Source organism: Cellulomonas terrae (assembly GCF_007990265.1).
Taxonomy (GTDB): domain Bacteria; phylum Actinomycetota; class Actinomycetes; order Actinomycetales; family Cellulomonadaceae; genus Cellulomonas; species Cellulomonas terrae.
The window spans coordinates 69,728-95,348 of the sequence record NZ_BJWH01000015.1; the positions used below are offsets into that span (position 1 = coordinate 69,728).

The 25,621-nt window shown below is 73.1% G+C and carries 27 protein-coding genes and 1 pseudogene; 12 read left to right on the forward strand and 16 right to left on the reverse strand.

The annotated features are described in order from the left end of the window. The first annotated feature begins 12 nt into the window (after positions 1 to 12). The gene (locus CTE05_RS13950) at positions 13 to 882 is read left to right on the forward strand and encodes an alpha/beta fold hydrolase (RefSeq protein ID WP_146846920.1); all 870 of its coding nucleotides are present in this window, start codon (positions 13 to 15) and stop codon (positions 880 to 882) included. A gap of 7 nt (positions 883 to 889) precedes the next feature. On the opposite strand, the gene CTE05_RS13955 is transcribed toward CTE05_RS13950, so the two are convergent. The 7 genes from CTE05_RS13955 to CTE05_RS13985 all read right to left on the reverse strand — a co-directional run bounded on the left by CTE05_RS13955 (position 890) and on the right by CTE05_RS13985 (position 6,915). Continuing rightward, positions 890 to 1,801, reverse strand: coding sequence for a hypothetical protein (locus tag CTE05_RS13955; protein ID WP_146846921.1), 912 nt, complete (start codon positions 1,799 to 1,801; stop codon positions 890 to 892). A gap of 84 nt (positions 1,802 to 1,885) precedes the next feature. Further along, a complete protein-coding gene (locus tag CTE05_RS13960) occupies positions 1,886 to 2,065 on the reverse strand; it encodes a hypothetical protein (protein ID WP_146846922.1) in 180 nt (59 codons plus the stop codon). A 37-nt stretch (positions 2,066 to 2,102) separates the two neighbouring features. Continuing rightward, a complete protein-coding gene (locus CTE05_RS13965) occupies positions 2,103 to 3,350 on the reverse strand; it encodes an APC family permease (RefSeq protein WP_281286185.1) in 1,248 nt (415 codons plus the stop codon). Then, a complete protein-coding gene (locus CTE05_RS13970; RefSeq protein ID WP_146846923.1) occupies positions 3,347 to 3,760 on the reverse strand; it encodes an arsenate reductase ArsC in 414 nt (137 codons plus the stop codon). Before CTE05_RS13970 ends, CTE05_RS13965 begins: the two co-directional genes overlap by 4 nt. Continuing rightward, positions 3,757 to 4,674 (reverse strand): metalloregulator ArsR/SmtB family transcription factor, encoded by a 918-nt coding sequence (locus CTE05_RS13975; protein WP_146846962.1) that lies wholly within the window; start codon positions 4,672 to 4,674, stop codon positions 3,757 to 3,759. Before CTE05_RS13975 ends, CTE05_RS13970 begins: the two co-directional genes overlap by 4 nt. Before the next feature lie 58 nt (positions 4,675 to 4,732). Further along, a complete protein-coding gene (locus tag CTE05_RS13980; RefSeq protein ID WP_146846924.1) occupies positions 4,733 to 5,977 on the reverse strand; it encodes an MFS transporter in 1,245 nt (414 codons plus the stop codon). 161 nt (positions 5,978 to 6,138) lie between these two features. Further along, positions 6,139 to 6,915, reverse strand: a complete 777-nt coding sequence (locus CTE05_RS13985) for an SDR family oxidoreductase (protein WP_146846925.1) — start codon at positions 6,913 to 6,915, stop codon at positions 6,139 to 6,141. Between the two features lie 205 nt (positions 6,916 to 7,120). Between CTE05_RS13985 and CTE05_RS13990 the strand changes: the two genes are divergently transcribed. Next, entirely contained in the window at positions 7,121 to 7,681 is a 561-nt protein-coding gene (locus CTE05_RS13990; protein WP_146846926.1) for a hypothetical protein, read from the forward strand. A gap of 86 nt (positions 7,682 to 7,767) precedes the next feature. On the opposite strand, the gene CTE05_RS13995 is transcribed toward CTE05_RS13990, so the two are convergent. Genes CTE05_RS13995 through CTE05_RS14005 form a run of 3 tightly spaced genes read right to left on the reverse strand, consistent with a single transcriptional unit; the run spans position 7,768 to position 9,317 of the window. Beyond that, a complete protein-coding gene (locus tag CTE05_RS13995) occupies positions 7,768 to 8,322 on the reverse strand; it encodes a GNAT family N-acetyltransferase (protein ID WP_146846927.1) in 555 nt (184 codons plus the stop codon). Continuing rightward, positions 8,319 to 8,900 (reverse strand): mycothiol transferase, encoded by a 582-nt coding sequence (locus CTE05_RS14000; RefSeq protein ID WP_146846928.1) that lies wholly within the window; start codon positions 8,898 to 8,900, stop codon positions 8,319 to 8,321. Before CTE05_RS14000 ends, CTE05_RS13995 begins: the two co-directional genes overlap by 4 nt. 9 nt (positions 8,901 to 8,909) lie before the next feature. Continuing rightward, positions 8,910 to 9,317, reverse strand: coding sequence for a type II toxin-antitoxin system VapC family toxin (locus CTE05_RS14005; protein WP_146846929.1), 408 nt, complete (start codon positions 9,315 to 9,317; stop codon positions 8,910 to 8,912). 86 nt (positions 9,318 to 9,403) lie between these two features. On the opposite strand from CTE05_RS14005, the gene CTE05_RS14010 reads away from it, so the two are divergent. From CTE05_RS14010 to CTE05_RS14045, 8 genes are all read left to right on the forward strand, one after another. Further along, positions 9,404 to 9,832 (forward strand): nitroreductase/quinone reductase family protein, encoded by a 429-nt coding sequence (locus CTE05_RS14010; protein WP_146846930.1) that lies wholly within the window; start codon positions 9,404 to 9,406, stop codon positions 9,830 to 9,832. Positions 9,833 to 9,897: 65 nt separating this feature from the next. Then, positions 9,898 to 11,004 (forward strand): AAA family ATPase, encoded by a 1,107-nt coding sequence (locus tag CTE05_RS14015; protein ID WP_146846931.1) that lies wholly within the window; start codon positions 9,898 to 9,900, stop codon positions 11,002 to 11,004. Positions 11,005 to 11,065: 61 nt separating this feature from the next. Beyond that, entirely contained in the window at positions 11,066 to 11,674 is a 609-nt protein-coding gene (locus CTE05_RS14020) for a class I SAM-dependent methyltransferase (RefSeq protein ID WP_146846932.1), read from the forward strand. A 39-nt stretch (positions 11,675 to 11,713) separates the two neighbouring features. Then, positions 11,714 to 12,265: a TetR/AcrR family transcriptional regulator gene (locus tag CTE05_RS14025; RefSeq protein ID WP_146846933.1), complete on the forward strand. Its 552-nt coding sequence runs from the start codon at positions 11,714 to 11,716 to the stop codon at positions 12,263 to 12,265. Between the two features lie 74 nt (positions 12,266 to 12,339). After that, positions 12,340 to 12,687 carry a hypothetical protein gene (locus CTE05_RS14030; protein WP_146846934.1) on the forward strand — a complete coding sequence of 116 codons (348 nt, stop codon included), beginning with the start codon at positions 12,340 to 12,342 and terminating at the stop codon, positions 12,685 to 12,687. Continuing rightward, entirely contained in the window at positions 12,684 to 13,715 is a 1,032-nt protein-coding gene (locus CTE05_RS14035; protein ID WP_146846935.1) for a medium chain dehydrogenase/reductase family protein, read from the forward strand. The genes CTE05_RS14030 and CTE05_RS14035 overlap by 4 nt, the downstream gene beginning before the upstream one ends. 172 nt (positions 13,716 to 13,887) lie before the next feature. Then, complete coding sequence (locus tag CTE05_RS14040; RefSeq protein ID WP_246123625.1) at positions 13,888 to 14,874, forward strand: ABC transporter ATP-binding protein; 987 nt, start codon at positions 13,888 to 13,890, stop codon at positions 14,872 to 14,874. Further along, complete coding sequence (locus CTE05_RS14045) at positions 14,871 to 15,866, forward strand: ABC transporter permease (protein WP_146846936.1); 996 nt, start codon at positions 14,871 to 14,873, stop codon at positions 15,864 to 15,866. Before CTE05_RS14040 ends, CTE05_RS14045 begins: the two co-directional genes overlap by 4 nt. Positions 15,867 to 15,955: 89 nt before the next feature. Here the strand turns inward: CTE05_RS14045 and CTE05_RS14050 are convergent. From CTE05_RS14050 to CTE05_RS14060, 3 genes and pseudogenes are all read right to left on the reverse strand, one after another. Further along, positions 15,956 to 18,249: pseudogene (locus CTE05_RS14050) on the reverse strand (ATP-binding cassette domain-containing protein). After that, a complete protein-coding gene (locus tag CTE05_RS14055) occupies positions 18,246 to 19,022 on the reverse strand; it encodes an ABC transporter permease (RefSeq protein WP_146846937.1) in 777 nt (258 codons plus the stop codon). Before CTE05_RS14055 ends, CTE05_RS14050 begins: the two are co-directional and overlap by 4 nt. Further along, on the reverse strand, positions 19,019 to 19,957 hold the full coding sequence (locus tag CTE05_RS14060; RefSeq protein ID WP_146846938.1) for an ATP-binding cassette domain-containing protein: 939 nt from the start codon (positions 19,955 to 19,957) through the stop codon (positions 19,019 to 19,021). The genes CTE05_RS14055 and CTE05_RS14060 overlap by 4 nt, the downstream gene beginning before the upstream one ends. An 86-nt stretch (positions 19,958 to 20,043) precedes the next feature. On the opposite strand from CTE05_RS14060, the gene CTE05_RS14065 reads away from it, so the two are divergent. Beyond that, positions 20,044 to 20,814, forward strand: a complete 771-nt coding sequence (locus CTE05_RS14065; protein WP_146846939.1) for a TetR/AcrR family transcriptional regulator — start codon at positions 20,044 to 20,046, stop codon at positions 20,812 to 20,814. Positions 20,815 to 20,946: 132 nt separating this feature from the next. Further along, positions 20,947 to 21,207, forward strand: coding sequence for a GlsB/YeaQ/YmgE family stress response membrane protein (locus CTE05_RS14070; RefSeq protein ID WP_146846940.1), 261 nt, complete (start codon positions 20,947 to 20,949; stop codon positions 21,205 to 21,207). A gap of 90 nt (positions 21,208 to 21,297) precedes the next feature. On the opposite strand, the gene CTE05_RS20750 is transcribed toward CTE05_RS14070, so the two are convergent. The 3 genes from CTE05_RS20750 to CTE05_RS14085 form a co-directional block, all read right to left on the reverse strand. Beyond that, positions 21,298 to 22,602 carry a glycoside hydrolase family 11 protein gene (locus CTE05_RS20750; protein WP_146846941.1) on the reverse strand — a complete coding sequence of 435 codons (1,305 nt, stop codon included), beginning with the start codon at positions 22,600 to 22,602 and terminating at the stop codon, positions 21,298 to 21,300. Between the two features lie 96 nt (positions 22,603 to 22,698). Beyond that, positions 22,699 to 23,754 (reverse strand): NAD(P)-dependent alcohol dehydrogenase, encoded by a 1,056-nt coding sequence (locus tag CTE05_RS14080; protein WP_146846942.1) that lies wholly within the window; start codon positions 23,752 to 23,754, stop codon positions 22,699 to 22,701. Positions 23,755 to 23,865: 111 nt separating this feature from the next. Then, on the reverse strand, positions 23,866 to 25,554 hold the full coding sequence (locus tag CTE05_RS14085; protein ID WP_222595487.1) for a cellulase family glycosylhydrolase: 1,689 nt from the start codon (positions 25,552 to 25,554) through the stop codon (positions 23,866 to 23,868). Between the last annotated feature and the right edge of the window lie 67 nt (positions 25,555 to 25,621).

Sequence of the window (25,621 nt, forward strand, 5' to 3'; positions counted from 1 at the left end):
GGAGGACCTCTCATGGCCGCATCGTCGCCCGAAAAAAGCACGACCGTTCGTACGCAGCTCCCGCCGATCCCGCCCGCCGTCCGCTCCGTCGTCGGCGCGCTCGACCGCGTCGCGCCCGAGCTCGTGGCCCGCGCCGCGCTCCGCCTGTGGTGCACGCCCACCCGCACCAAGGACCGCACGACGATCCCCGGCGGCACCGCCTTCCGCAGCGGCCCGATCGCCGGGCAGATCTTCGGCGACGGCCCGACCGTCTACCTGGTGCACGGCTGGGGCGGCCACCGTGGGCAGCTGCGCCCGCTCGTCGGGCCGCTGGTGGACGCCGGCCTGCGCGTCGTCGCCTACGACGCGCCCGCGCACGGCGAGTCCGGCCCGGGCGAGCTCGGCGGACGGCGCACGACGCTGCCCGAGATGATGTCCGCGCTCGACACCGTGATCGCCGCGCACGGACCGGCCCGTGCGGTCGTCGCCCACTCGATGGGGGCCGCCGCGAGCGCGCTCGCCGTCCTCGACGGCACCCCCACCGAACGCCTCGTCCTGGTCACCCCGCTGGCCGACCCCACCACCTACATCGAGGGCTTCGCACACACGCTCGGCTTCAGCGAGCGGACCCGGCACCGGTTCGAGGTCCGCATGCAGGTCCTCGCGTCACGCCGCCTGGCGGACCTCGACGTCCCGCTGCGGGCCGCCAACACGGGTCGACCGCTGCCCGTCACGCTCGTGCTCAGCGACCGGGACGACAAAGAGGCCGACCACGCCGACGGCGCTCGCATCGCCCGCGCCTGGCCGGGCGCCGAGCTGGTGATGAGCGAGGGGTTGGGGCACCGGCGGATCCTGCGCGACGACGAGACGATCAAGCGGATCGTCGCGCACGTGGCGAGCTGACGGACGGTCAGAACTCGCCGATCGTGCCCTCGGCCGCTCGCAGGAACGCGTCCACGCCGACGGGCTCGAGCCGATCCAGGACGGTGGTCGCGTCGGCGTCGTCGAGCCGGAACGACTCCACGCGCCACTCGACCTCGCCGACCCGGACGAACACGTACCCGCGCTCGCTGCGCGTGACGTCCCCGTGGGCTCCCCGGCCGATCACCGTGCACGTCGGCTCGGTGCCCAGCGGGGTGCAGTCGGTCGGAGTGGTGTCGACCGTGACGGAGTAGTTGTCCTCGTCCGGCGTTCCAGCGTCGCGCCGCCACTGCATCCCGAGCGGCAGACCGGACCCGCGGGAGTGCACGGACGTGGTCAGGTACACCCACCCCCCGGGCAGGGGGCTGTCGAGCGAGCGTCCGTCGGTCAAAGGGAGCGCACCCTCGAACCGCTCGAGCTCGGCACGCCGGTCCTGGTCGTGGCTCCACCGCTGCGTCCCGGTGTGGACGAGCCCGAGCACCACCGCCGCGACGACGACGACGGCGGCCCACCTCCGTCGCAGGTGGCCGGTCACCACGAGCGGGAGCAGCACCGTCAGGCTCAGCAGGCACAGCTTCGTGGCCGGTCCGCCCCATGCGAGCGGTCCGACGGTCACGGCCAGCGCCGCGAGCGGACCGACGACGGCGGCGAGGACCGCCCGCCCCCGCTGCCCCCGGGGCAACGCCCGCCCGAAGGCGACCGACGCCGTGACGACGAGGGCGACCACGCCCAGCACCCCCGCGACGGCCATGCCCAGCAGGAGGATCCCGAGCCCGTCGAAGCCCTCCGCCCGCCGCGCGAGCGACGACGCGGGGAACGCCACGGCGACGGCGACGACGGTGGGCACGACGAGGGTGAGCACGGACGCGCGCAGCACGTCCCGACGAGTCCCCACAGGCATCCGCGGAACATAGCAGCGCCCTGGTGGCCGACCGGCTACCGCGCGGGTCGCCGGCGCCGAGCTCCAGGCGCCGGTCACCCGCGGTCAGCTGTCGCAGGAGCAGACGAGGTTGCGCTCGAGCACCTGGTCGCCGAGCTCCGGCCGCGCCCAGGCCTCGGCCGCGGCGCGGTCGGCGAACGTCCGCGGCGCGAGGCGCCCGTCGGCCATCATCACGACGGCCTCGATCTGCTCGCGCGGGTCGGTCCAGGTGGGGTTGCTGGTCATGGGGGCTCCTCTCGTCAGGGTCAACCACCGCTGCCGGTCAGTTGTTTCTCGGCGGGAGGCGGTCCGTGCTCCGGCGGTGGACCGCCCAGACGGTCGCGCCGGCGAGGGCGACAGCCAGGCCGCCCAGGATCGACGGCAGCGGCAGCGTCACGGCCAGGACCACGCAGCCGACCAGCCCCAGCACGGACACCCACCGGGGCGGGCGCCCCTCGTCCGGCCCGAGCCGCAGCGCGGAGGCGTTCGTCAGGGCGTAGTAGGTGAGCACGCCGAACGACGAGAACCCGATCGCGCCCCGCACGTCCAGGGTGGCGACGAGCACGATCACGACGGCCGCGACGGCGAGCTCTGCGCGGTACGGCACCCCGTGCCGCGCGTCGACGGCGGCGAGGAACGGGGGCAGCTCGCGCCGTCGCGCCATCGCCAGGGTCGTCCGTGACACCCCGAGCACCAGTGCGAGCAGTGCGCCCAGCGACGCGACGGCCGCGCCGACCTGGACGACAGGGCTCAGGTCGGCGAATGACCCGGCCTCCACCACCGCGCGCAGCGGAGCGGCGGTCGCGGCGAGCGCGTCGGGGCCGACGGCGAGGAGGGCGCTCACCCCGACGACGAGGTACACGACGAGGACGATCCCGAGCGCGAGCGGGATCGCGCGCGGGATCGTCCGGCGCGGGTCGACGACCTCCTCGCCCAACGTGGCGATCCGGGCGTAGCCCGCGAACGCGAAGAACAGCAGGCCCGCGGACTGCAGCACCCCGCCGGGGTCCACACCGGTGAGGTTCGCGGTCGACGCCGTGCCCCCCGTCAGCGCCGCCACGACGACCACGGCGAGCGTGACGAGCGTGAGCACCACGATCAGGAGGCTCACGCGGGTGGACCGCTGGACGCCGCGGTAGCTCAGGGCGGTGACGGCGACCACCGCGAGCACCCCGACGAGCCGGGTCTGCCCGGGTGCGGCGTAGCTGGCGAAGGTGAGCGCCATGGCCGCACAGCTCGCGGTCTTGCCGACGACGAACGACCAGCCCGCCTGGAACCCCCAGAACCGGCCGAGGCGTTCCCGGGCGTACACGTAGGTGCCGCCCGACTCGGGGTGCACCGCCGCCAGGCGTGCCGACGAGGTCGCGTTGCAGAACGCGACGACCGCGGCGATGCCGAGCCCGATCAGCAGCCCCGTGCCTGCTGCCTGCGCGGCGGGCGCGAACGCCGCGAACACCCCCGCGCCGAGCATGGCGCCGAGCCCGACCACGACCGCGTCGGTGACCCCCAGCCGTCGGACGAGGGCGGTCACGCGCCGACGGGCTCCACGCCCAGCTCGTCCAGCAGCGTGAGGACCCGGCCGCGGATCTCGTCGCGGATCGGCCGGACGGAGTCGATGCCCTGCCCTGCCGGGTCCTCGAGCACCCAGTCCTCGTACCGCTTGCCGGGGAAGTACGGGCACGCGTCGCCGCAGCCCATGGTGACCACCACGTCGGAGGCCTGCACGGCCTCGGTGGTCAGCACCTTCGGCTGCTCGGCGCGGATGTCGACGCCGACCTCCGCCATGGCGTCGACCGCGACGGGATTGACCTGGTCGGCGGGCATCGAGCCGGCCGAGCGCACCTCGACGGCGCCACCGGACAGCGCGGTGAGGAACCCTGCCGCCATCTGGGAGCGGCCGGCGTTGTGGACGCAGACGAACAGGACGCTGGGCTTGGTCATGACACTCCTGGGGTTGCGAGGGAGGTGAGCAGGGTGCGGACGCGGGCGTCGATGTCGGCGCGGATCGCCGTGACGCCCTCGGGGGAGGCCAGCGCGGGGTCGCCCACCGCCCAGTCCTCGTAGCGCGTGCCGGGGTAGACGGGGCAGACGTCGCCGCAGCCCATCGTCACGACGACGTCGGCGGCGCGGACGGCGTCGTCGGTGAGCGGCTTGGGGAACCCGTCGGCGCCGAGCGCCTCGAGCTCGGGGCGGACGTGCGTGTGGACCGCGGGGGCCGGCGCCGACCCGGCCGACCGGGCCAGGACCGTGCCGCCCGCGTGGTGCTGGAGCAGGGCGGCGGCGAGCTGCGAGCGGCCGGCGTTGGCGACGCAGACGAACAGGACCCGGGGGACGGTGGTGCCGCCCTCGATCCGCACGAGGTCGTCGAGGCGCTGACGGGCGAACCGCTCCGTCAGGAGGACCAGCCGCTCGCCCAGGCCGGAGGTCCGGGCGAGCGCCGTCGAGGAGTCGCGCACGACGTCCCGGACGCGGGCGGCAACGATCGTGGGGTACCGCGGTGCGAGGTCGGCGGCGACGCGGTCGAGGTGGTGGTCGAGGTCCGGCACCGGTCCCGTCGGGTGCGGGTCCACGTCGTCGAAGGCCTCCAGGACCGCGCGGACCGCACCGCGGTGCTCGGGGGCGAGCCGGTACCAGACCCACGTCCCGCGACGCTCGGCCGTGACGAGGCCGCCGTCCTTGAGGACCTTGAGGTGGTGGGAGACCGTCGGCTGCGACACCGCCGTGAGCGTGCTGACGTCCTCCACGCACACCTCGCCCCGCGGGCTGGCGGCGATGAGGGAGAGCGCCCGGACGCGCAGCGGGTCCGCCAGCGCCTTGAGCGTCCGCGCGACCTGGTCGGCGGCGGGGGCGCCCATCGCGGTCGACGCAGCGGGGGAGGGCACGGGCCTATATTGAAGAACTTCGATACAGACGTCAAGCCGCTGCGGGGGCGTCCTGCTCGTCCGCGTGCGCGACGTGCCGCAGCTGGTGCCAGATGAGCACGACGAAGATCGCCGACCCGACGAACGCGAACCAGAACGGCGCCGTCACGCCGTAGCGCTGCGCGAGCACCCCGCCGATCGCGGCGCCGACCACCAGCCCGCCGAACACTCCCACCAGGTTCACGCTGCCGACCCGACCCTGCAGCTGCGTCGGCACGGCCCGCTGCCGGATCGTCACCGACGTCGTCCCCCACACGAACGCGTGCGCGCCGAACACGAAGAACACGACCACCGCGAACCACGCGCTCGTCGTCAGGGCGAGGGCCAGGTGCGTGAGGGTCTCGATGACCAGGCCGATCCGCATGAGGTTCGCCAGGCTGACCCGCCGCGTGATCCAGCCGTAGGACACGGTCCCGACGAGCCCGCCCAGAGCCATGACGGTCGTGATGAGCCCGAACCCGATCGCCCCCAGCCCGAGCCGCTCCCGCGCGTAGAGGACGAGCACCGACCACGCGGCCCCGAACGTCACGTTGAAGATCAGGATCGTCAGCACGAGCGTCCGCACGGCCGCGTGGTGCCGCACCCAGCGGACCCCCTCGGCGATGTCGTGCCGGATGTGCGTCGCGCGCTTCTCGGCCCGGTGCGGCGGCAGGACCACGCGGGAGACCAGGACGGCGCCCGCGGCGACGAGCACCGCCTCCGCCGCGAACGGCCACGCGTGCCCGACGGCGAACAGGAACGCCCCCAGCGGAGGGCCGACGAGCTGGTTCACGGTGACGAACCCCGCCATGATCCGGCTGTTCGCCAGGGCCAGGTCGTCGCGCTGGACCAGCATCGGGACCAGCGTGCTCGACGCGTTGTCGGCGAAGGTCTCCGCGGTGCCCAGCAGGAACATGGCCACCAGGACGAGCCAGATCGTCGCGACGTCCACCGCCACCGCCGTCGCGAGCAGCACCAGGACCAGGGTGCGCAACGAGTCGACGACGATCACCAGCCGCCGCCGGTCCAGCCGGTCCGTCACCGCCCCGGCCCACAGCCCGAACAGCAGGGGCGGCAACCACTGCAGCAGCGCCGCCAGCGCGACCAGGAACGCGTCGTCCGTCCGCGACGCCACCAGCAGCGGGCCGGCCGCCAGGACGAGCCCGTCGCCCAGGTTCGTGCTCCACGACGAGGCCAGCAGCCACCGGAACCCGGTGCCCAGCCTGCGAGGGACGACGGTGTCCAGGATCCGGCTCACGAGGGCCAGACGGTAGTGCGTCGGCTGGTGCGGATCACACCTGATTGTCTGCCGCGTCGCGGTACCAGCCGACGAACGCCTCGCCCGGGTCCCCGGTGCGGGGGGGTTCGTCGGGCGACGCGGTCGCCCGACCCGCGACGTCCCCGTCCAGACCGTCGGGCTCAGAGCGACGAGAAGCCGCCGTCCGACGCGATCGTCTGCCCGGTCACCCAGTCGGCCTCGTCGCTCAGCAGCCAGGCGATCAGCCGCGCGGTGTCGGCGGGGGTGCTCCACCGGCCGCCGGGGCTGTGGGCGCTGACGGCAGCGCGTGCGGCGTCGTCGGCGTACCCGGTGTCGTTCGGGCCGGGGTTCACGCAGTTGACCGTGATGCCGCGGGGCATCAGGTGCACCGCGAGGCTCGCGGTGAGCTCGTGCAGGGCCGCCTTCGACGCGATGTAGGGCAGCTCGTCGGGCATCGCGCCCCGGTACTGGCCGGACGTGAAGAGGACGACGCGCCCGCCCGGTGCGTCGTCGTACCGCCCCGCGAACGCCTGCACGAGCAGGAGCGTGGCGCGGGTGTTCACCGCGTAGGACAGGTCGATCTCCGTGGCGGTCAGCTGCTCCAGGTTCTGGCCGGAGCTGCGCGCGTGGTTGGCGACGACCGCGTCGAGCCGGCCGAACGTGTCGTGGGCGGCGTCGACGAGCGCGTGCGGTGCGGCCGGGTCGGCGAGGTCCGTCGACACGTGCTCGACGGTCCCGCCGGCCGCGCGCAGCTCGTCGACGAGCGCGTCGACCCCGCCCTCGTCCGCGCCCCACGGCTGCTCCGCGTCGTGCGGTGACCAGGAGTGCAGCAGCACCGTGGCACCGTCGGCGACCAGTCGGCGGGCGACGCCGGCGCCGATCGCGATGCGGCGGCTGGCGCCGGTGACCAGGACGACGCGTCCGTCGAGAGCGGGCATGGTGGACCTCCAGGGGATCGGGCGGCGCCACTCTGTCAGGACGCGGACGAGCAGGCCATCGGTATTCGTCGGGCCCCCGGCGGGCGGCGTCACGCGACGAGCCTCGGCCCACCGGTGCGTGCCGCGCAGTGCCGAGGAGGCGGGCGTCGGAACCCGTCGAGCGTCGGCCGCGTTGGACCAGAGACCGACACGAGAGGTGAGACGCGTGGGATTCCTCGACCGGTTCCTGGGTCGCGACGAGCAGCCCACCGACCAGCAGCCGAGCGCGCGGTACGGCAACCGGCCGACCTTCGACGAGGCGGCCATCGAGCGCTACCGCTACCTCCTGCGCACCGCGCCGCCGGACGCGATCGAGCAGGCGCACGCCGAGGCGTTCGCGCAGCTCACGCCCGAGCAGCGCCGGCAGGTCCTCGACGGGCTCTCGCAGGACGTGCCCGAGGCCGAGCGGGCGCAGTCCGACGACCCGCGCGCGCTCGCCCGGATGGCGACCCGCGCCGAGATGCGCGCACCCGGGACCCTGGAGAACCGCTTCGGCGGCGGCGGTCTCGGCATGGGCGGGATGCTCGCCGGCAGCCTGCTGGCCAGCGTCGCCGGTGCGTTCATCGGCACCGCGATCGCGGACAGCTTCTTCGACCTGTCCGACGGCGGCGGCGCCGACCCCGCGGCCGACAGCGGCGGGGACGTCGCCGCCGACCCGGGTGCGGACGCGGGCTTCGACGGAGGGTTCGGCGACTTCGGGGGCGACTTCGGAGGCGGCGACTTCTGACCGCGCACGCGGTCGACGCCCGGACGGTGGCCGGCGCCGGCCGCGTGCAGGGTCGCGCCCGCTCCCGCTGACGGGCGCCCGTGCGGTCACCGGCCGGCGCGCACCGCCGCCCCGACGATCGGCACCAGCTCGACGGGCGGTCTCGGGTCCGTCGACAGCCGGGCGTGCGTCTCCACGTCGTACCGGTCGCTGCCGTACCGCAGCTTCGCCCGTTCGATGCCCTCGGCGGCGAACCCGGCCGCGGTGGCCACCCGGCAGGACGCGGGGTTGTTCACGCGGTGCCCGAGCTCGATCCGGAACAGGCCGACGGTGTCGAACGCGTGGGCGGCGATCGTGGCCAGCGCACGCGTGGCGAGCCCGTGCCCGCGCCGGCTGGCGGTGACCCAGTACGACGCCCACGCGGAGTCGTTCCGACGCTCGATGTGGCTGAGCGCGACGTGGCCGACCGCGACACCGTCGACCCGGATCGCGAACGCGACCGTCCCGTCGTCGTCGGTGAGGTACTGCGCGATGTAGGTGCGGGCTGCGGCACGTGACTCGACCTCCTGCCCGAGCTGGACAGCGAGCTCGGGGCTCTCCTCGACGGCGACGGTGAGCGAGTCGGCGTCGGAGGTCGACCAGGGGCTGAGCGAGACGTTCACCGGGCAGGGGGTCCGAACGAACCCGACACCGCGCGCCAGCCGGGTGGAGGGTCCTCGCCGACGCGCCCGTCGACCGCCTCCCGCAGCAGGTCCGCGTGCCCGGTGTGCCGTCCGTACTCCTCGACGAGGTCGAACAGGAGCCGCCGCAGGTTCGCGGGCCTGCCGTCGGAGTCGGCCAGGTCGACCGCGTGGTCGAGCCCACCGGCCGTCAGAGCCGCACCGAGCCGGTCCCGGGACCGGCGGACGGCGCCGTCCCAGTACGCGTAGAGCTCGTCGGGGCTGTCGTCTGCCGCCGTGCTGAACAGCCAGTCGTTGCCGCCTCGCCACCCGGTGGACTCCCACGGCTCACCGATCCGCCCGCCCGTCAGCCGGACCGTGAACTGGAGGTCCTCCACGGCCGCGAGGTGCTTGAGCAGGCCTCCGAGGGTGAGGTCCGACGACGGGATCCGGGCGCCGAGCCCTGCCGCGTCCAGGTCGTCGACCTTCCACCGGAACGTCGTGCGCAGCCGGTCGAGGGCGCCCACGAGGTGCTCCAGCTCGGTGCCCGCCATCGGGGGCTCCCACCAGTAGTCCTCCATGCCTGCACCCTAGGACCGGGGGTCGAGGAGGGCGTCGAACGGTGCCGTCGGCACGACGCCCTGCACGGCCCGCGCGAGCTCGTCGTCGAGCGTCACCAGGTAGTCCGCCTGCAGCCGCGTCAGTGCGACGTACTCGGCGGCGTACGTCGACGCCCAGCCGAGCTCGTCGGCGACCGTCCAGGCCACCTTGCGCAGCACGCCGTCGCCGAGCAGCCGGATCTTCGTGCGGTTCAGCCGGGCCAGCCGCTCGCGCGCGTCCGCAGCGGAGAGCTCTCCGCGGTGCACGGCCTCGTGCATCGCGGACAGCGCCTGCGACCGCAGGAGCGTCGGCGCGAGGAGCTCGTGGGCGTCGGGCAGCGGGGTGCCGGCCGCGGCGAACCGCAGAGCGGCACCCGCGTCGACGACGAACCTGGTCATCGCGGCATCGTCCCACCAGCCTCCGACAGGAGCCTCCGGTCGTCCGTACGCTCGCCCCGGCGGACGTCCCGTGCTCTCATCGAGGCATGACCAGCACCGTCGTGATGAGGACGCTCAGCTGGCTCCACCGCGCCGGGGTGAGGGCCAGCGGGGGTCGGTTCGGCGGGACGCTGGTCGGCCTGCCGTCGCTGGAGCTGGTGACCGTCGGCCGGCGGTCGGGGAAGCCACGGTCGTCGATGCTGACCGCTCCCGTCACGCTCGGGCGGACGCTCGTCGTCGTGGCGTCCGCGGGGGGCAACGACGAGCACCCCTCCTGGTTCCTCAACCTGCGCGACCACCCGCAGGTGACCGTGTCGCTCACGGGCGGACCGCCCGTCCCGATGGTCGCGCGCGTGGCGACGCCCGACGAACGGCGGGCGCTCTGGCCGCGGATCATCGAGGCGCTGCCCAACTATGCGCGGTACCAGGAGCGGACGTCGCGGGTCATCCCCGTGGTGCTTCTCGAGCCGGTCTGAGCTCCGTCGCTGGAGTGCTTCCCGGAGCCCGTCAGAGCGTCGGTGACCCCCGCTAGGGTCGCGCCATGATCCGGACTCTTGCCGTCGAGGGCTACCGCAGCCTGCGTTCGCTGACCCTCGGCCTCGGCAACCTGACGGTCGTCACCGGTGCCAACGGGAGCGGCAAGACGAGCGTCTACCGGGCGCTGCGCCTGCTCGCCGAGGTGGCCCGCGACGGTGCCGTCTCCTCCCTGGCGCGTGAGGGCGGGATGCGCTCCGCGATGCACGCCGGTCGCCGGTCGGACGGGCCTCTCGCCGTCCGCCTGGGGGTCGCGACGGAGGACCTCTCCTACGCGATCGACCTCGGGCTGCCGCAGCTGGGACCGTTCAAGCTCGACCCGGAGATCAAGTCCGAGGTCGTGTGGGCCGGCCCGGTGCTGCGCCCGTCGACCGTCCTGACGGAGCGCACCGGGTCGCGCGTCCGCACCCGCGACGACGCCGGTGGGTGGACGACCGTGCCGCTGACGGTGAACGCGCACGAGTCGGTGATGGCGCTGCTCGCGGACCCGGCGGCGACCCCCGACCTGTTCGCGCTGCGGGAGCAGGCCCGGCGCTGGCGCTTCTACGACCACCTGCGCACCGACGCCGACAGCCCAGCCCGGCGCCCGGGCGTCGCCACGTTCACGCCCGTCCTGTCCGCGACCGGCGACGACCTGGCGGCGGCGCTGCTCACCATCGAGCGCACGGGCGACACCGATGCGCTCCAGGCGTCGGTCGACGTGGCGTTCCCGGGCTCGCGGCTGGTGGTCACCGAGGACGACGACGGTGTCTGCCGGGTCGCGATGACGCAGCCCGGCCTGCGGCGGCCGCTCTCGGCGGCGGAGCTGTCCGACGGCACCCTGACGTTCCTGCTCCTCGTCGCCGCGGCCCACGCGACCCGCCCGTCGGACCTCCTGGTCCTCAACGAGCCCGAGTCGAGCCTGCACCCGAGCCTGATGCCCGCCGTCGGCGCCCTCGTCGCGTCCGCTGCCGAGCGGTCGCAGGTGCTCGTCGTCACGCATGCCGGCGATCTGGTCCGGGCGTTGCGCTCCGCCGACGCCACGACGATCGAGCTCACCAAGGGCGCCGGCGCGACCACGGTGGAGGGTGCGGGCGTGCTCGACGGCCCGGCGTGGACGTGGCCGAAGCGGTGATCCTCCCGAGCACGGTCTGCGGGGTGTGCCGGACGACGGAGCGGTGGCAGCCTGGGGCACCATGAGCGTGACGCGGGCCGAGTACTGGGACGGGCAGGCTGCCGGCTACGACAGGACCACGGCGTTCCTGGAGCCCCGGCTGTTCGCCCCCGCGCGCCGCTGGATCGCCGAGCGGGTGTCCGGCAGGACGCTGGAGGTCGGGGTCGGCACGGGCGCGAACCTGCCGTACTACGGCGACCGGGCCACCGACGTGACGATCGCCGACGTGAGCCCCGCGATGCTCCGGGCGGCCGCGGCACGGGCGAAGGAGGTCGGCGTGCCGGTCCGGCTGGTCGAGGCCGACAGTGCCCACCTGGACCTTCCGGACGGTTCCTTCGACACCGTGGTCTCCACGTTCTCGATGTGCTGCGTCGTCGACGAGCTCGCGGTGCTGCGCGAGCTGGCGCGCGTGCTGCGACCGGGCGGCCGGCTGCTGATGGCGGACCACGTCGAGTCGTCGGCGCGGCTCGGCCGCGGGGTGCAGCGGGTGCTGGACCGGGTGACGCCCGAGCGTGCGGGGGAGCACCACCGCCGCCGCCCGCTGCTGCTGCTGGACGCCGCCGGTCTGGTGCTCGTCGAGACGACGGCGTCGCGCTGGCGCCTGGTCGAGCAGCTCGCCGCTACCCGGTAGCGGTTGTGCCGGGCTGTGAGTGACTGTACAGTCACTCACATGTCCTCCCTCAGCACCGCCGAGCTGCGCGTCCCGGTCGTCACGGCCAGTGCGGTCCAGGAGTTCGCCCAGGGCGGCTACCACGGCACGACGATCGCGGACGTGGCTCGCGCCGCCCGCATCTCGCCCGCCTACGTGTTCAAGCTGTTCCCCAGCAAGGAGCGCCTGTTCGTCGCCGCGCTCGAGGAGTGCTTCCGGCAGATCGTCGAGAGCCTGTCCATCGGGGCCGACGAGTCCGGTTCGACGGACCCGGACGAGATCCTCGACGCCATGGGTGGCGCCTACGCCCAGCTCATCAGCGACCGGTCGCTGCTCATGCTCCAGGTCCACGCCCAGTCGGTCGCGGAGATCCCGGAGATCGGTCAGGCCCTGCGCACCGGGCTCGCCTCCGTGGTCCGGCTCGCCAAGACGCGGTCGGGCGCGAGCGACGCCGCGGTCCAGAGGTTCATCGCCTACGGGCAGCTGTGCCACCTGATCGTCACGACCGGCATCGACGACGTCCCCGACGAGTGGGCGTCGATCGTCTCCGCCGGCATCCGCCACCCAGCCTGACCCGACGACAGTCCGATCCTGCTCGACCCCACACAGTGAGTGACTAGTCACTCAACCATCGATAGGAGAGAACCATGCCCACGCTCACCACGACCCGCCGCACCCCACGGTCCGTCCTCGTCTCCGCCTGGGCCGTCCCGGTCCTCGTGCTCGGCCAGTTCTCGATGCTCGCCATCGTGCCCGTCGCACTGGTCCTCGTCGGCACCTGGCGCCGCCCGGCCCTTCGCTCCCTGCGGCCGTACAGCGCCGCGCTCGCCGTGATCTACGCGACACCGCTCGCCATCTGGATCCTGCGCCCCGACGGGGCGCCGAGCCTGTCGAAGGACATGCACCCGGTCTTCCTCGTCCTCATCGTGGCGGCCGCCGTCGCACTGCTCGTGAAGCTCCACACCCGCCCGACCACCTCCGAGGAGCTCCGATGACCACGCCGGCCGCCACCACCGAGATCGTCATGCCCGGCCTCATCGAGCCCGACGGCCTGCTCGTCCGGGACCGCGACCGGCCCGCACCCGCGGCCGGGCAGGCGCTGGTCCGGGTCGAGGCGACGGGCGTGTCCTTCGCGGAGCAGCAGATGCGCCGCGGCAAGTACTACGACCAGCCGCCGTTCCCGTTCGTCCCCGGCTACGACCTCGTCGGTGTCGTCGACGCGGTCGGCGAGGGCGTCGACCCGCGGCTCGTGGGCGAGCGCGTCGCCGCTGTCGTCAAGACCGGTGCGTGGGCCACGCACGTCCTTCTCGACGCGGGCCACCTGGTCCCCGTGCCCGAGGGGATCGACCCCGCCGACGCCGAGACGGTCGTCGTCAACGGCATCACGGCCTGGCAGATGCTGCACCGCGTCGCCCGGGTGCAGCGCGGGCAGACGATCGTGGTGCTCGGCGCGAACGGCGGCGTCGGCTCGACGCTCGTGCAGCTCGCGACCGACGCCGGCATCACGGTCATCGGCACCGCCTCGGAGCGCCACCACGACCACGTCCGAACGCTCGGCGCGACGCCCGTCGACTACCGCGCGCCCGACCTCGCCGACCGGTTGCGCGCCCTGGCGCCCGACGGCGTCGACGCGGTGTTCGACCACGTCGGCGGCGCGGGGATCGCGGACTCCTGGCGGCTGCTGCGGCGCGGCGGCACCCTCGTCTCCTACGGCACGGCGGCGACCAAGGACGACGCCGGGAGGTCCCAGCTCCCCGTGCTGGCGCTCGTCGGCCGGCTGATGGTCTGGAACCTCCTGCCCAACGGTCGGCGCGCGCACTTCTACAACTTCTGGGCCGGTCGCCGCCGCCCGACGCGCTTCCACCGCCGCCTGCGCGAGGACCTGACGCAGGTCTTCCAGCGGCTGGCCGCGGGCACCCTCGCGCCCCAGGTCGCCGCGCGACTCCCGCTCACCGAGGCCGGTCGCGCGCTGGCGCTCGCCGAGTCCCACACGGTGGCGGGCAAGGTCGTGCTCCTGCCATGAGCCGCGACCCCGGCGAGCTCGGCCGACCGTCGTGCAGTCGCTCGCCGGGGAGAGGGTCGGGACGCAGGACACGGGCGGAACGGGCCCCCGGCCGGTGCGTCAGCAGGTACGGTGCACGCGATCGGGCGCTCGGCTCGTTCCTCGTGCCCGGTCGTCGAAGGGACACACCGCCGTGTCGACGGAGCTCGCCATCTCGACCCGAGGCCTGCGCAAGACGTACCGCAGCCGGACCGGGCAGAGGTCCGTCGCCGTCGGCGGGCTGGACCTCGACGTCCCCGTCGGCGGTGTGCACGGGTTCCTCGGCCCGAACGGGGCGGGCAAGACGACCACGATCCGGATGCTGCTCGGCCTGATCCGCGCGGACTCCGGGACCATGACGGTGTTCGGCCAGACGGTGCCCGAGCGGCTGCCGGAGGTCATCGGCCGCGTCGGAGCGATCGTCGAGCAGCCGAAGTTCTTCCCGAGCTTCTCCGGCCGCAAGAACCTCACGATGCTCGCGCGGGCGATCGACGCCCCGACGACGCTGGTCGACGTGGTGCTCTCGGACGTCGGGCTGCTCGACCGGGCCGACGACCGCTACAAGGGCTACTCCCTCGGCATGAAGCAGCGGCTCGCCATCGCCGCGACGCTGCTGAAGGACCCGGACCTGCTCATCTTCGACGAGCCGACGAACGGTCTGGACCCCGCGGGCATCCGTGAGATCCGCGGCACCATGCGCGGGCTCGCGGACCGCGGCAAGACCGTCCTGGTGTCCAGCCACATCCTCGCCGAGGTCGAGCAGGTGGCCGACACCGTGTCGATCATCGCCCGGGGTGAGCTCATCGCGAGCGGCACCGTCGCGGACCTCATCGGTGCGGGCGCGGCGGGCACGGTCCGGGTCGGGATCGCCGACGTGCCGCGCGCCCAGCAGGTGCTCGCCGCGCAGGGCTGGACCGTCCGCGCCGAGGGCCGGTACCTCCTGGTCGACGGCGGGGTGGCCCCGGCGAGCATCACCGAGGCGCTCGCGGCGCAGCGGCTGTTCGTCGACGAGCTGGTCCCCGTCCGTGTCGACCTGGAGTCCGTCTTCCTCGAGCTCACTGCCGGTCGCGGACCCGGGACGCACGCGCCACCACCCGCCGGCCAGCACAGACCCGCGCACCACGCCGGGGACGCCTCATGAGCCGGCTGCTGCGGGTCGAGCTCGACCGGTTCGCGTCGCGCACGCTGATCCGGCTCGGGGTCGTCGGCGTCCTGGTCATCTGCTGCCTGGCCGTCGTGAACGCCTGGCAGTCGGCGTCCCCGCCGACCGAGGCCGAGCGCGCCCAGGCGCAGGTCTACTACGAGCAGGCCCTCGAGGACTGGGAGGAGAACGGCGAGCAGTGGGTCGCCGACTGCGAGGAGGGCGAGGCCGCCGAGAAGGAGGCGGCCACCGACCCGGACGCCATCGACTGGGGCTGCGACCAGATGGAGCCGAAGGCCGAGAACTGGCTGGGCTCCCCGCCGTCCTTCGACACGGACACGACCGCCCTGCTCATGTCGATGTCGGCCCTCTTCGTACTGGCACCCCTGCTCCTCGCCGGCAGCTTCGTCTCGGCCGAGTTCTCGACCGGGTCCATCGGCAACTGGCTGACCTTCGCCCCGCGGCGGACCCGGGTGTACCTGAGCAAGGTGCTCGCCGCCGGCCTCGCGACCATCCCCGTGGCCGCGGTCGGCGTCGCGATCGTGCTCGGCGGGTCGTGGGCGTTCTACCGCTACTTCGACACGCTCGACGGCGGGCCCGCCAGCGAGCTGAGCTCGCCCGTGCACGTGGCTCTGCGGATCGTCGCCCTGGCGCCGGTGATCGCGGTGATCGGTGCGGCCCTGGGCTTCCTGGTGCGGCACACTGCCGCGGTGCTGGGGGTCATGCTGGGGTGGCTCGTGCTGGTCGAGGTGATCCTGGTCGGCCGCGTGCAGCAGCTGCAGCCGTGGGCGCTCATCACGAACGTGACGGCCTGGGTCGAGGGGTCGACCGAGTACTACGTGACGCAGTGCACGGTGAACGCGGCGGGGCAGTCCTGCCAGAGCGTCGAGCACGTGGTCTCGCAGACGCAGGGGGCGATCTACCTGGGCGTCCTCGCGGTCGTCGTCGCCGGCATCGCCCTGCTCGTCTTCCGCCGCCGCGACGTCGGCTGACCGGGTGCCCGCCCGGCTGACCGGGTGCCCGCCCAGCTGACCCGGGGGGCCCGCCGGCCGGCCCGCCCGGGTGGCGGGCCGGCCTCGGCCTACCGGGCGATCCCGTGCCGGCGGGCCAGGTGCTCGCCGGTGAGGGAGTCGGCGACGGACACCAGGTGGGCCGGCGGGCCGGCGAAGACGACGCGGCCGCCGTCGGCACCGGCGCCCGGACCGAGGTCGAGCACGTGGTCGGCGCGGGAGATCACGTCGAGGTTGTGCTCGATGACGATGACGGTGGAGCCCGCGTCGACGAACCGGTCGATGAGCCCGATGAGCCGGTCGACGTCGGACATGTGCAGACCCGTGGTCGGCTCGTCGAGGACGTAGACGTCGGCGGGGGAGGCCAGCTCGATGGCGAGCTTGAGCCGCTGGCGCTCGCCGCCGGACAGGGTGGACAGCGGCTGGCCGAGGGTCAGGTAGCCGATGCCGACGTCGTCCATCGCGGCGAGCGTTCCCGCGACGGCCTTCTCCGTGAAGAACTCTCAAGCCTCCACCACCGACATCTCCAGCACGTCCGCGATGGACTTCCCGCGCAGCGTGTAGCCGAGCACCTCCTCGGTGTACCGGCGCCCGCCGCACAGCTCGCACGTGGACTTCATCGGCTCGAAGTTGCCGAGGTCCGTGTAGATGATCCCGAGCCCGCCGCACTCCGGGCAGGCGCCCTCGGAGTTGGCGCTGAACAGGGCGGGCTTGACGCCGTTGGCCTTGGCGAACAGCTTGCGGATCGTGTCGAGCATGCCCGTGTACGTGGCCGAGTTGGACCGGCGGGAGCCGCGGGTGGTCGCCTGGTCGACCACGACGATCTCCGGGAAACGCTTGGGCAGGACGCCGCGGACGAGCGAGCTCTTGCCGGAGCCCGCCACCCCGGTGACGACGGTGAGGACGCCGCGCGGGATGTCGACCGAGACGTTCTGCAGGTTGTGCAGCGTGGCGCCCGTCAGGGAGAGCGCACCGTCGGCGGACCGCACGTCCGTCTTGAGCGGCTGGTGGCTGGTGAGGTGGTTCCCGGTCAGCGTTCCCGACGTCCGCAGCCCGTCGAGGTCGCCGGCGTACACGACCTCACCGCCCGCGCCGCCGGCGCCCGGACCCATGTCGATGATGTGGTCGGCGATCTCGATGACCTCGGGCTTGTGCTCGACCACGAGCACGGTGTTGCCCTTGGCCCGCAGCGCGACCAGCAGCTCGTTCATCCGGTGCACGTCGTGCGGGTGGAGCCCGACGGACGGCTCGTCGAACACGTACGTGACGTCCGTCAGCGCAGAGCCCAGGTGCCGGACCATCTTGACGCGCTGCGACTCCCCGCCGGACAGGCTGGTGGACTCGCGGCTGAGCGACAGGTATCCGAGCCCGATGTGCACGAGCGCGTCGAGCCGGTCCGCGAGGTCGTCGAGCATCGGCTTGTGCTCGGGGGAGTCGAGGCCGCGGATGAACGGCGCCAGGTCGCTGACCTGCATGTCCGCGCACTCGGCGATCGACCGGCCACCCACCAGCGACCCGCGGGCGGCCTCGTTCAGCCGGGAGCCGCCGCACGCGGGGCACGGACCGCGGGTCGAGATGCGCTCGACCGCGGCGCGCGCGTGCGGCTGCAGCTGCTCCGGGTTCTTGGTCAGGACGAGCCGCTTGAGCTTGGGGATCAGCGCCTCGTAGGTGAGCGACATCCCGGAGACGGCGACCTTGGTGCCCTTCTTCGGCGCGTCGTCGGGACCGTAGAGCAGCATGCGCCGCTGCTCGGGCGTGAACGACCCCACCGGCTGGTCGGGCGGGTAGAACCCGCACTCGGCGTAGACCTTCCAGTACCAGGAGTCCACCTGGAAGTTCGGGAAGTCGATCGCGCCCTCGAGGAGCGACTTCGTGGGGTCGACCAGGGCGTCCTCGTCGATGGCCGCGACGTTCCCGATGCCCTCGCAGTCGGGACACATGCCGCGCGGGTCGTTGAACGAGAACGCGATGGGCGTCCCAAGTTCGGGGTACCCATCCGCGACCACACCCGGCGCATCCCGGCGTAGGTGTCGGTCGCGGTGCCGACGGTCGAGCGCGACGACCCGCCCATCGGCTGCTGGTCCACCACGATCGACGCGGTCAGCCCGGTGAGCTCGTCGGCCTCGGGCTGCGGCGACTGCGGCAGGAAGTTCTGGATGAACGCCGAGTGCGTCTCGTTCAGCAGGCGCTGGCTCTCGGCGGCGATGGTGTCGAACGCCAACGACGACTTGCCCGAGCCGGACACCCCCGTGAACACGGTGATCTGGCGCTTGGGCACGTCGACGTCGACGCCCTTGAGGTTGTTCTCCCGACCACCGCGGATCCGGATCGCGTCGTGCACAGAGTTCTCCTTCGAGATCGTCATCGGCCCAGCCGCGTCCAGCGCCGCACAGCCAGTGTGGCAAAGACCACCGACAGCACGACCGGCCACACGACGGCGAGCAGCACCACGTTGTCCGACGCCCACCCGCTCGCGGGCACCGTCGGGTTGCCGAACAGCTCCCGCGTCGCGGCGACGGTCGCGGTGACCGGGTTCCACGCCGACAGCGTCTGGAGCCAGCCGGGCATCGTCGAGATCGGCACGAAGGCATTGGACAGGAAGACGAACGGCCACACCAGGATCTGGACCGCCATCACGCCACCCTGCCCGCGGAACAGCAGCCCGAGGTAGATGCCCACCCACAGGAACGCGAACCGCAGGAGCAGCAGCAGCGCGACACCGGCCAGCGCGTCGCCGATCCCCTCGTGGATCCGCCACCCGATCACCAGCCCGGCCACGAGCAGCACCGCGAGGCTGACGACGCTCGCGAGCATGTCCGCGGTCGCCCGACCCAGCAGCACGGCGATGCGGGACATCGGCAGCGACCGGAACCGGTCGGTCACCCCGCGCTGCACGTCCTCCGAGACGGTCGTCATGGTCGTCTCGAGGCCGAACGCCATGGTCACGGCGAGCATGCCGGGGAACAGGAACTCGATGTACCCGCCGGGCACGTCGATCGCGCCGCCGAGCAGGAAGCCGAACATCAGCAGCAGGAGGATCGGGAACGCGAGCCCGATGACCAGCCCCCACGGCTGGCGCCGCCAGTGCCCGAGGTCGCGCAGGGTCGCGGTCCAGGAGTCACGCAGGGCCCAGGTCATGAGGCCTCCTTCATCGAGCCGGTCAGGTGCAGGAAGACCTCGTCGAGGGTCGGTCGACGCAGGATCACGTCGTCGACGACGATCCCGGCGTCGTCGAGCGTGCGGACCACGTGCGTGAGCGCCGCGACGCGGTCGGTGACGGTGGCCGTCGCTCGGCGACCGTCGAGGTCGATCTCCGCGTCCCCGGCGACGGCCCGCAGCGCGGTCTGCGCGGCGGCGAGGTCGGCCTCGTCGCGGACGACGACGTCGAGCCGGTCCTGCCCGATCGACGCCTTGAGCGCGTCGGGTGTGCCCTCGGCGGCGACCCGCCCGTGGTCCAGGACGGTGACCTGCGAGGCGAGCTGGTCGACCTCCTCCAGGTACTGCGTGGTGAGCAGGACCGCGGTGCCGCCGGCGACGAGCGCCCGGACCGCCCGCCAGACCTCCCGCCGACCGCCGGGGTCGAGGCCGGTCGTCGGCTCGTCGAGCAGCAGCACCGCCGGGTCCAGCACCAGGCCCGCCGCCAGGTCGAGCCGGCGCCGCATGCCGCCCGAGTAGGTGGACACCGGGCGCTCGGCGGCGTCGACGAGGTCGAAGCGTTCCAGCAGCTCGTCGGCCCGACGCCGGGCGGCGCGGGTGCCCAGGTGCGAGAGCCGGCCGAACATCACGAGGTTGTCCCGGCCGCCGAGGATCTCGTCGACCGCCGCGTGCTGGCCGACCAGCCCGAGGTGGCGGCGGACCTGCGCGGGCTCCGTGACCACGTCGAACCCGGCGACGCGCGCCGTGCCGCCGTGCGGGTCCAGCAGGGTGGACAGGATCCGGACGGTGGTCGTCTTGCCGGCGCCGTTGGGACCGAGCAGCCCGTGGATGGTGCCGGGTTCCACGGTCAGGTCGAGGCCGTCGAGAACCGTCGTCTCGCCGTACCTGCGGGTGAGTCCTGTCGTACTGATCGCCATGAGTCCTCCCGAGGGCTAGTCGTACAGTGTACGACAAGAAACGCAGAGGGTCACCCGGGTGTTCCCGACGGGGGAGGATGAGCGTCATGACGGAGATCACGGGCACCGGCGACCCGGCCCGCAGCCTGTCCCTGCTGTGGCGGCTGGTGGAGCCGGCGCCCCGCGGCCGCGGCGCCGCTGCGGGACTCTCGGTCGACCGCGTGGTCGACGCCGCGGTCGCGCTCGCCGACGCGGAGGGCCTCGGCGCAGTCTCGATGCGGCGCCTCGCGACCGACCTCGACGTCGGCGCGATGACCCTCTACACCTACGTCCCGGCCAAGGCGGAGCTGCTCGACCTGATGGTCGACAGCGCCCTCGGCGAGTTCGCCGCCCTGTACACGCCCGGGACCGGCGGGTGGCGTGCTCGGCTCGAGGCCGTGGCACGGGCGAGCTGGGCCCTCTACGAGCGCCACCCGTGGCTGCTGCTGGTCGCGGCGTCGGGTCGGCCACCGCTCGGTCCGGGCGTCCTCACCAAGTACGAGCTCGGGCTCCAGGCGGTCGACGGCACGGGTCTCGACGAGGTCGCGATGGACGCCGTGTTCACCCTGGTCGAGGGGTTCGTCGCCGGGACCGCGCGCGGCGTGGTCGACCAGGTCGCCGCGGAGGAGGCCACGGGGATCACCGAGACCGAGTGGTGGGAGGCGACAGCGCCCATCCTCGACCGCGTCTTCGACCCTGAGCGGTTCCCCACGGTCACCCGCGTCGGGCCCGTCGCCGGCGAGGCGCAGCAGGCGGCCTACGACCCCCGGCGCGCGTTCGAGTTCGGCCTCGCCCGGCTGCTCGACGGCATCGCGGTGCTGGTCGACGGGGCGGCCTAGGTCGACGGAGTCGCTGGTCGGGCGTCCCGTCGGAACGCGTGAGGCGCCCCTGCGCTCGCGCCTGGCGTCACCTCGCGGCGCGCCCACCCACCGGGGCTGCCCGAAAAGTCCCCGTGGCCCTAGTCTCGGCGCATGCTCATCCTCGGGTTGATCCTGTTCGGCATGCTCATCGGTGCGCTCGCCCAGCTGATCCTCGGCCGGAAGCGCGGCCGGATCGACTGGACGATGGCGATCGTCGCGGGCCTCGTCGGCTCCTTCGTCGGCGGCCTGCTGGCCAGCCTCCTGTCGGGTGACGGCCTCGAGCTGCGCCCGAGCGGCATCATCGGCTCGATCGTCGGCGCGATCATCGTGACCGCGATCTGGCGCTTCGCTGGCGACCGCTCCAAGGCCTGACACGCCACGAGGACGGCAGTCCCCGACGAGGTCGGCAGTCTGAGCTGCCGTTCTCGTCGGAAACTGCCGTCCTCGACGGCCGCGGCCGGGTCAGGCGGTCGAGCAGCTCGCGCTGGGCGTGCTGGTGCTGCCGTTCTTCATGATCGTGACGCCGAAGCTGTTGCCGGCGCCGTTCGGTCGGGCCTGTCGGGTGGACCCGCTGCCGCTGAGCGTCGCGTTCCAGCTGTTCTGGACGCTCTGGCTGCCGTTGAGGTTGAGCGTGACCACCCAGCTGCTGGTGCCGCTGACGGAGTAGGTCACGTTGAACCGGTCGGACCACTCCTCACCACGCGAGACGCTGACCGTGCACGAGCCGCCGGAGGGAGGCGGGTTCGTCGTCCCTCCGCCGCCTCCGGACGTCCCGCAGGTGGCCGACGGCGTCGTGTTGTTGCCGTTCTTCATGACGGTGACGCCGAAGGTGTTCGACCCGGTCGAGGTCACGGTCCGTCCGGAGACGTTCGCGTTCCAGCTGTTCTGGATGCTCTGGCTGCCGTTGAGGTTGAGGGTGGCGGTCCAGGTGCTGGCGCCGGAGACGGTGTAGCTGACGTTGAACCGGTCGGACCACTCCTCGCCCCGGGTGGCGCTGATGGAGCAGCCGCCGGTGTTGCCGCCGCCGCCGGTGGGCGGGGGTGTGGTCTGGCCGCCGCCGCCACCGCCGCCGGAGCCCTCGCTGACGGTGATGTTGGAGTTGCCGGAGCTCTGGTAGCCCTCGGTGGCCATGATCATGTAGTTGTGCGTGCCGAGGTTCATGCCCTTGGACGCCCAGGCGTCGAAGTGGTTGCCGGAGGTGATGGTGCCGCCGGTCTTCTTCGACTGGCGCACGGACCAGTACTGGTAGAACGTCGCGGTGCCCTGGATGGAGGGCTGGTTGACGCGCTGGGTGCGGTAGATGTCGTAGGTGCCGCCGTCGCTGGTGACGGTGCCCATGAAGGTGCCGGTGGGCCGGTAGGTGCCCCAGTTGTCGACGATGTAGTACTCGATCAGCGGGCTGGTGGTCCAGCCGTACAGGGTCAGGTAGGCGTTGCCGGAGGGGTTGAAGCTGCCGGAGTAGTTGACGGTCTTGCGACCGCCGGTCTGCCAGCCCTTGCCGGCCACGAAGTTGCCGGTGTTGCTCCACTGGGTGGAGTACTGCCCGCCGGAGCCCATGTCCATGGACACCGTGCCCTGGCTGTCGGTCCAGAACGAGTAGAAGTACCCGTTGTGGGTGCCGGTCCCGTTCGTGGAGATGGCGTTGGCGGTGGTGGCCACCGCCAGACCGACAGCGACCATCGCGGCTGCCGAGAGGAAGGCCACCAGGGCGCGGAACGGGCGCCGCTTCCGTGGCGCACCGCGCGTGAGAGCGATACTTTCGAACATCGAGCACTCCTTTGTGCGTGGGGAGCTGCGTGGGAAAGCCCTCGGGGGGCACCGACGCCGTACCGACGCACACGCGGAAGCGCGGCGCCAATAACGTTATCGACGCCAGTGTGCAGCGCTGCTCGCAGGCCGGGAACACCTCGGTGCAGGAGCGAACCGTTTAGGGTTCAGATTCGAAAGTATCGGAGCATCAGGGCTCGACGACGACGTCCCGCGCTTGCGCCCGCTCTCCACGTACTGGTGCGCCGCCACGATGTCGGCCAGCGGGACGGTGCGGTCGATCACGACCTCCAGCGCGTCCTCGGCGAGCAGCCGGGCCACGAACGCCAGCGACGCGTTCTTCTCGACCGACATCCCCGACAGCACCCGGCGCCCCCGCCCGAAGCGGGTCACGAGCGCGAGGACCGTGCTCAGCGGGCCCGTCGACGTCGACATGTAGCAGCCGCGCTCGGTCAGCGACCCCCGCGCCCGCGCGTACGAGCTGCGGCCCACCGTGTCGAAGACGACGTCGTACCGCTCGCCGGTCGTCGTGAAGTCCGTCCGCGTGTGGTCGACGACGTGCGCGGCCCCGAGCGACCGGACCAGGTCGGCGTTGCGGCCGCTGCACACACCGGTGACCTCCGCGCCGAACCGGTGGGCGAGCTGCACGGCGTAGGTGCCGATGCTGCCGGAGGCGCCGATGACGAGCACCCGCTGGCCCGCCCGGACCCGCGCCTTGCCCTGCAGGAAGAACAGCGCGGTCGTGGAGCCGTCCACCGCGGCCGCCGCCCGGGCGAACGGGACGCCGGCCGGCTTCGGCGCGAACGACGCCGTCTGGGGCAGGCACAGGTACTCCGCCGCGGCGCCGAGCCGGAACCCCGTGAACCCGAAGATCTCGTCGCCCGGCGCGCAGCGCGTGACGTCCGCCCCGACCTCGACGACCTCGCCCGCGAACTCCAGCCCGAGCCGTCGCATCCGTCGGCGGGGCCGGACGACGCCGAGGATCACGCGGCCCCACAGCGGTCGCCCGCGGCGCATGTGGCACTCGACGGCGGTCACGGTCGTCGCGTGGACGCGGACGAGCACCTCTGCGGCACGCGGCGTCGGTCGCGGGCGCTCCACCACCTCGAGCACGTCGGGTGGTCCGAACCGGGTGTACTCGGCGGCCTGCACGGGGACCTCCTGCGGTCGGACGGGGGCGGGCCCGGACCGCGTGGGTTCGGCATCGCCGGAACGTAGCAGCCCGGTGCGGGGCGCGGGACCCCGCACCGGGCCGCCAGGTCGTCAGCCGACGGTGCCGGTCACGCTCGAGCCGCTGCGCACCACCGTGTACCGCACGGTGTCACCGCTCCAGAAGTGGAACGTCAGGACCACGGGGGAGCCGTCGGTGACCTCCGCGAAGAACGCCGGTCGCAGGAGGATCGTGCCCGCTGCTGCGTCGGGCGCGAACGTCACGTCGAACTCCTTGAACGACGTCCAGCCGTGCGGTCCGGCGTTCGAGCCGTCGAGGTAGCGGGCCTCCATCGTGGCCAGCCGGTCGCCGCGGAAGTCGGTCGGGACGGCGAACGCGTCGGTCGTGCCGGCCGCGCCGCTGAGCACCGGGGTGTCAGCGTCGACGATCTCGATCGACCACGGGACCCCCTGTGAGAACCGGGCCACCAGCTCCGCGCTCGTCCCGTAGCCACCCGTGCCGGAGAGGCGCTGCAGCAGCGCGGCCGGGAGGGTCAGCGTGCTGCCGGAGAGCTGGTAGTCCCTGCCCTTCTTCAGCTTCTGCCTCCCGAGCGACAGGTCCCGGAACGTGGTGCCGTTGAGGTTCAGGGTGACGGTCTGGTCGGTGACCGCGCCGGGCCGGACGAAGACCTGGTCGGTCGACGCCGTGCCGGAGCGCTTCTTCCAGCTCGACGAGATCTGCGCGAACAGCTCCGGGTCCCGCCAGGTGAACGCGGTGCGGTCGAGGTGCTGGCCGTTGTCCCAGAGCATCGTCGTGACACCCGTGGTGCGCGCCTGGTGGCCCAGGTGCTCGAAGAACTTCAGCTTCTCGCCCTGCTCGATGGTCCCGGTGTGCCGGTCGAAGCCGAGCAGCCCGTACTCGCCGAGGATGACCGGGATGCCCTGGCCGACCAGGGTGGTGCGCACGCGCGCGAAGGCGTCGGTGGCGTCCTGCTGGGCGGTCGCGTCGAACCGGGTGCCGCCCGCGACGTTCACGCTGAACGGCCAGTAGCCGTAGTAGTGGAACGTCGCCGCGAGGTTCGGGTCGTCGAGCGCGGTGACCGTCGAGACGAGGGAGTCGAGCCGGGCCTGGCCCGAGTCGGTGTGCAGGGTCGGCAGCACGAGGACGCGGTCCGCGTTCCTGCCGCCCGACGACCGCACCACCTCGTGGAACGCCACGTTCAGCTCGTCGAGCAGCGCGTACTCCTGGGCCTCCCCGGTCGACCCGGCGAACTGCGGCTCGTTGATGCTCTCGAACAGCAGCGTGCGGGGGTGGTCGCGGAACCGCTCGGCCAGCTGCTCCCACGTCGCCGTGAACTGGGCGAGCACCTCGTCGTGGCGGCTGGGCATCGCGTTGGTCCACATCCACGAGTCGTGGTGCAGGTCGAGCAGGACGGCCAGGTCCTCGGCGAGCGCCCAGTCGACGACCTCCTCGACGCGGTCCAGGACTGCCGGGGCGATCGTGTAGTCCGGGGCCGGTCCTTCGTGCTGGCCGAGCGTGACGGGGAGGCGGATGCTGCGGAAGCCGTTGTCGTGGACCTCGTCCAGCAGCTCCCGGGTGACGCCCGGGTTGCCCCAGGCGGTCTCGTCGGCGCCCACGGCGTCGAACGTGTTGCCGAGGTTCCAGCCCGGCTGCATCGCGGCCACGACCCGGTCCGCCGACCTCGGTGCGCGGTCGCCGGCCGTGGCGGGGCCGGCGAGGCCGAGCGAGAGCGCGGCGGCCGCCGCGACTGCGGTGAGCGTGGTCCAGCGGGGTCTTCTCACGGGCATGCCCTTCGTCGCATGGTCACGCCCGACGGGGCGGCCGGCTCTCCGTCGAGCGTCGCGCTCG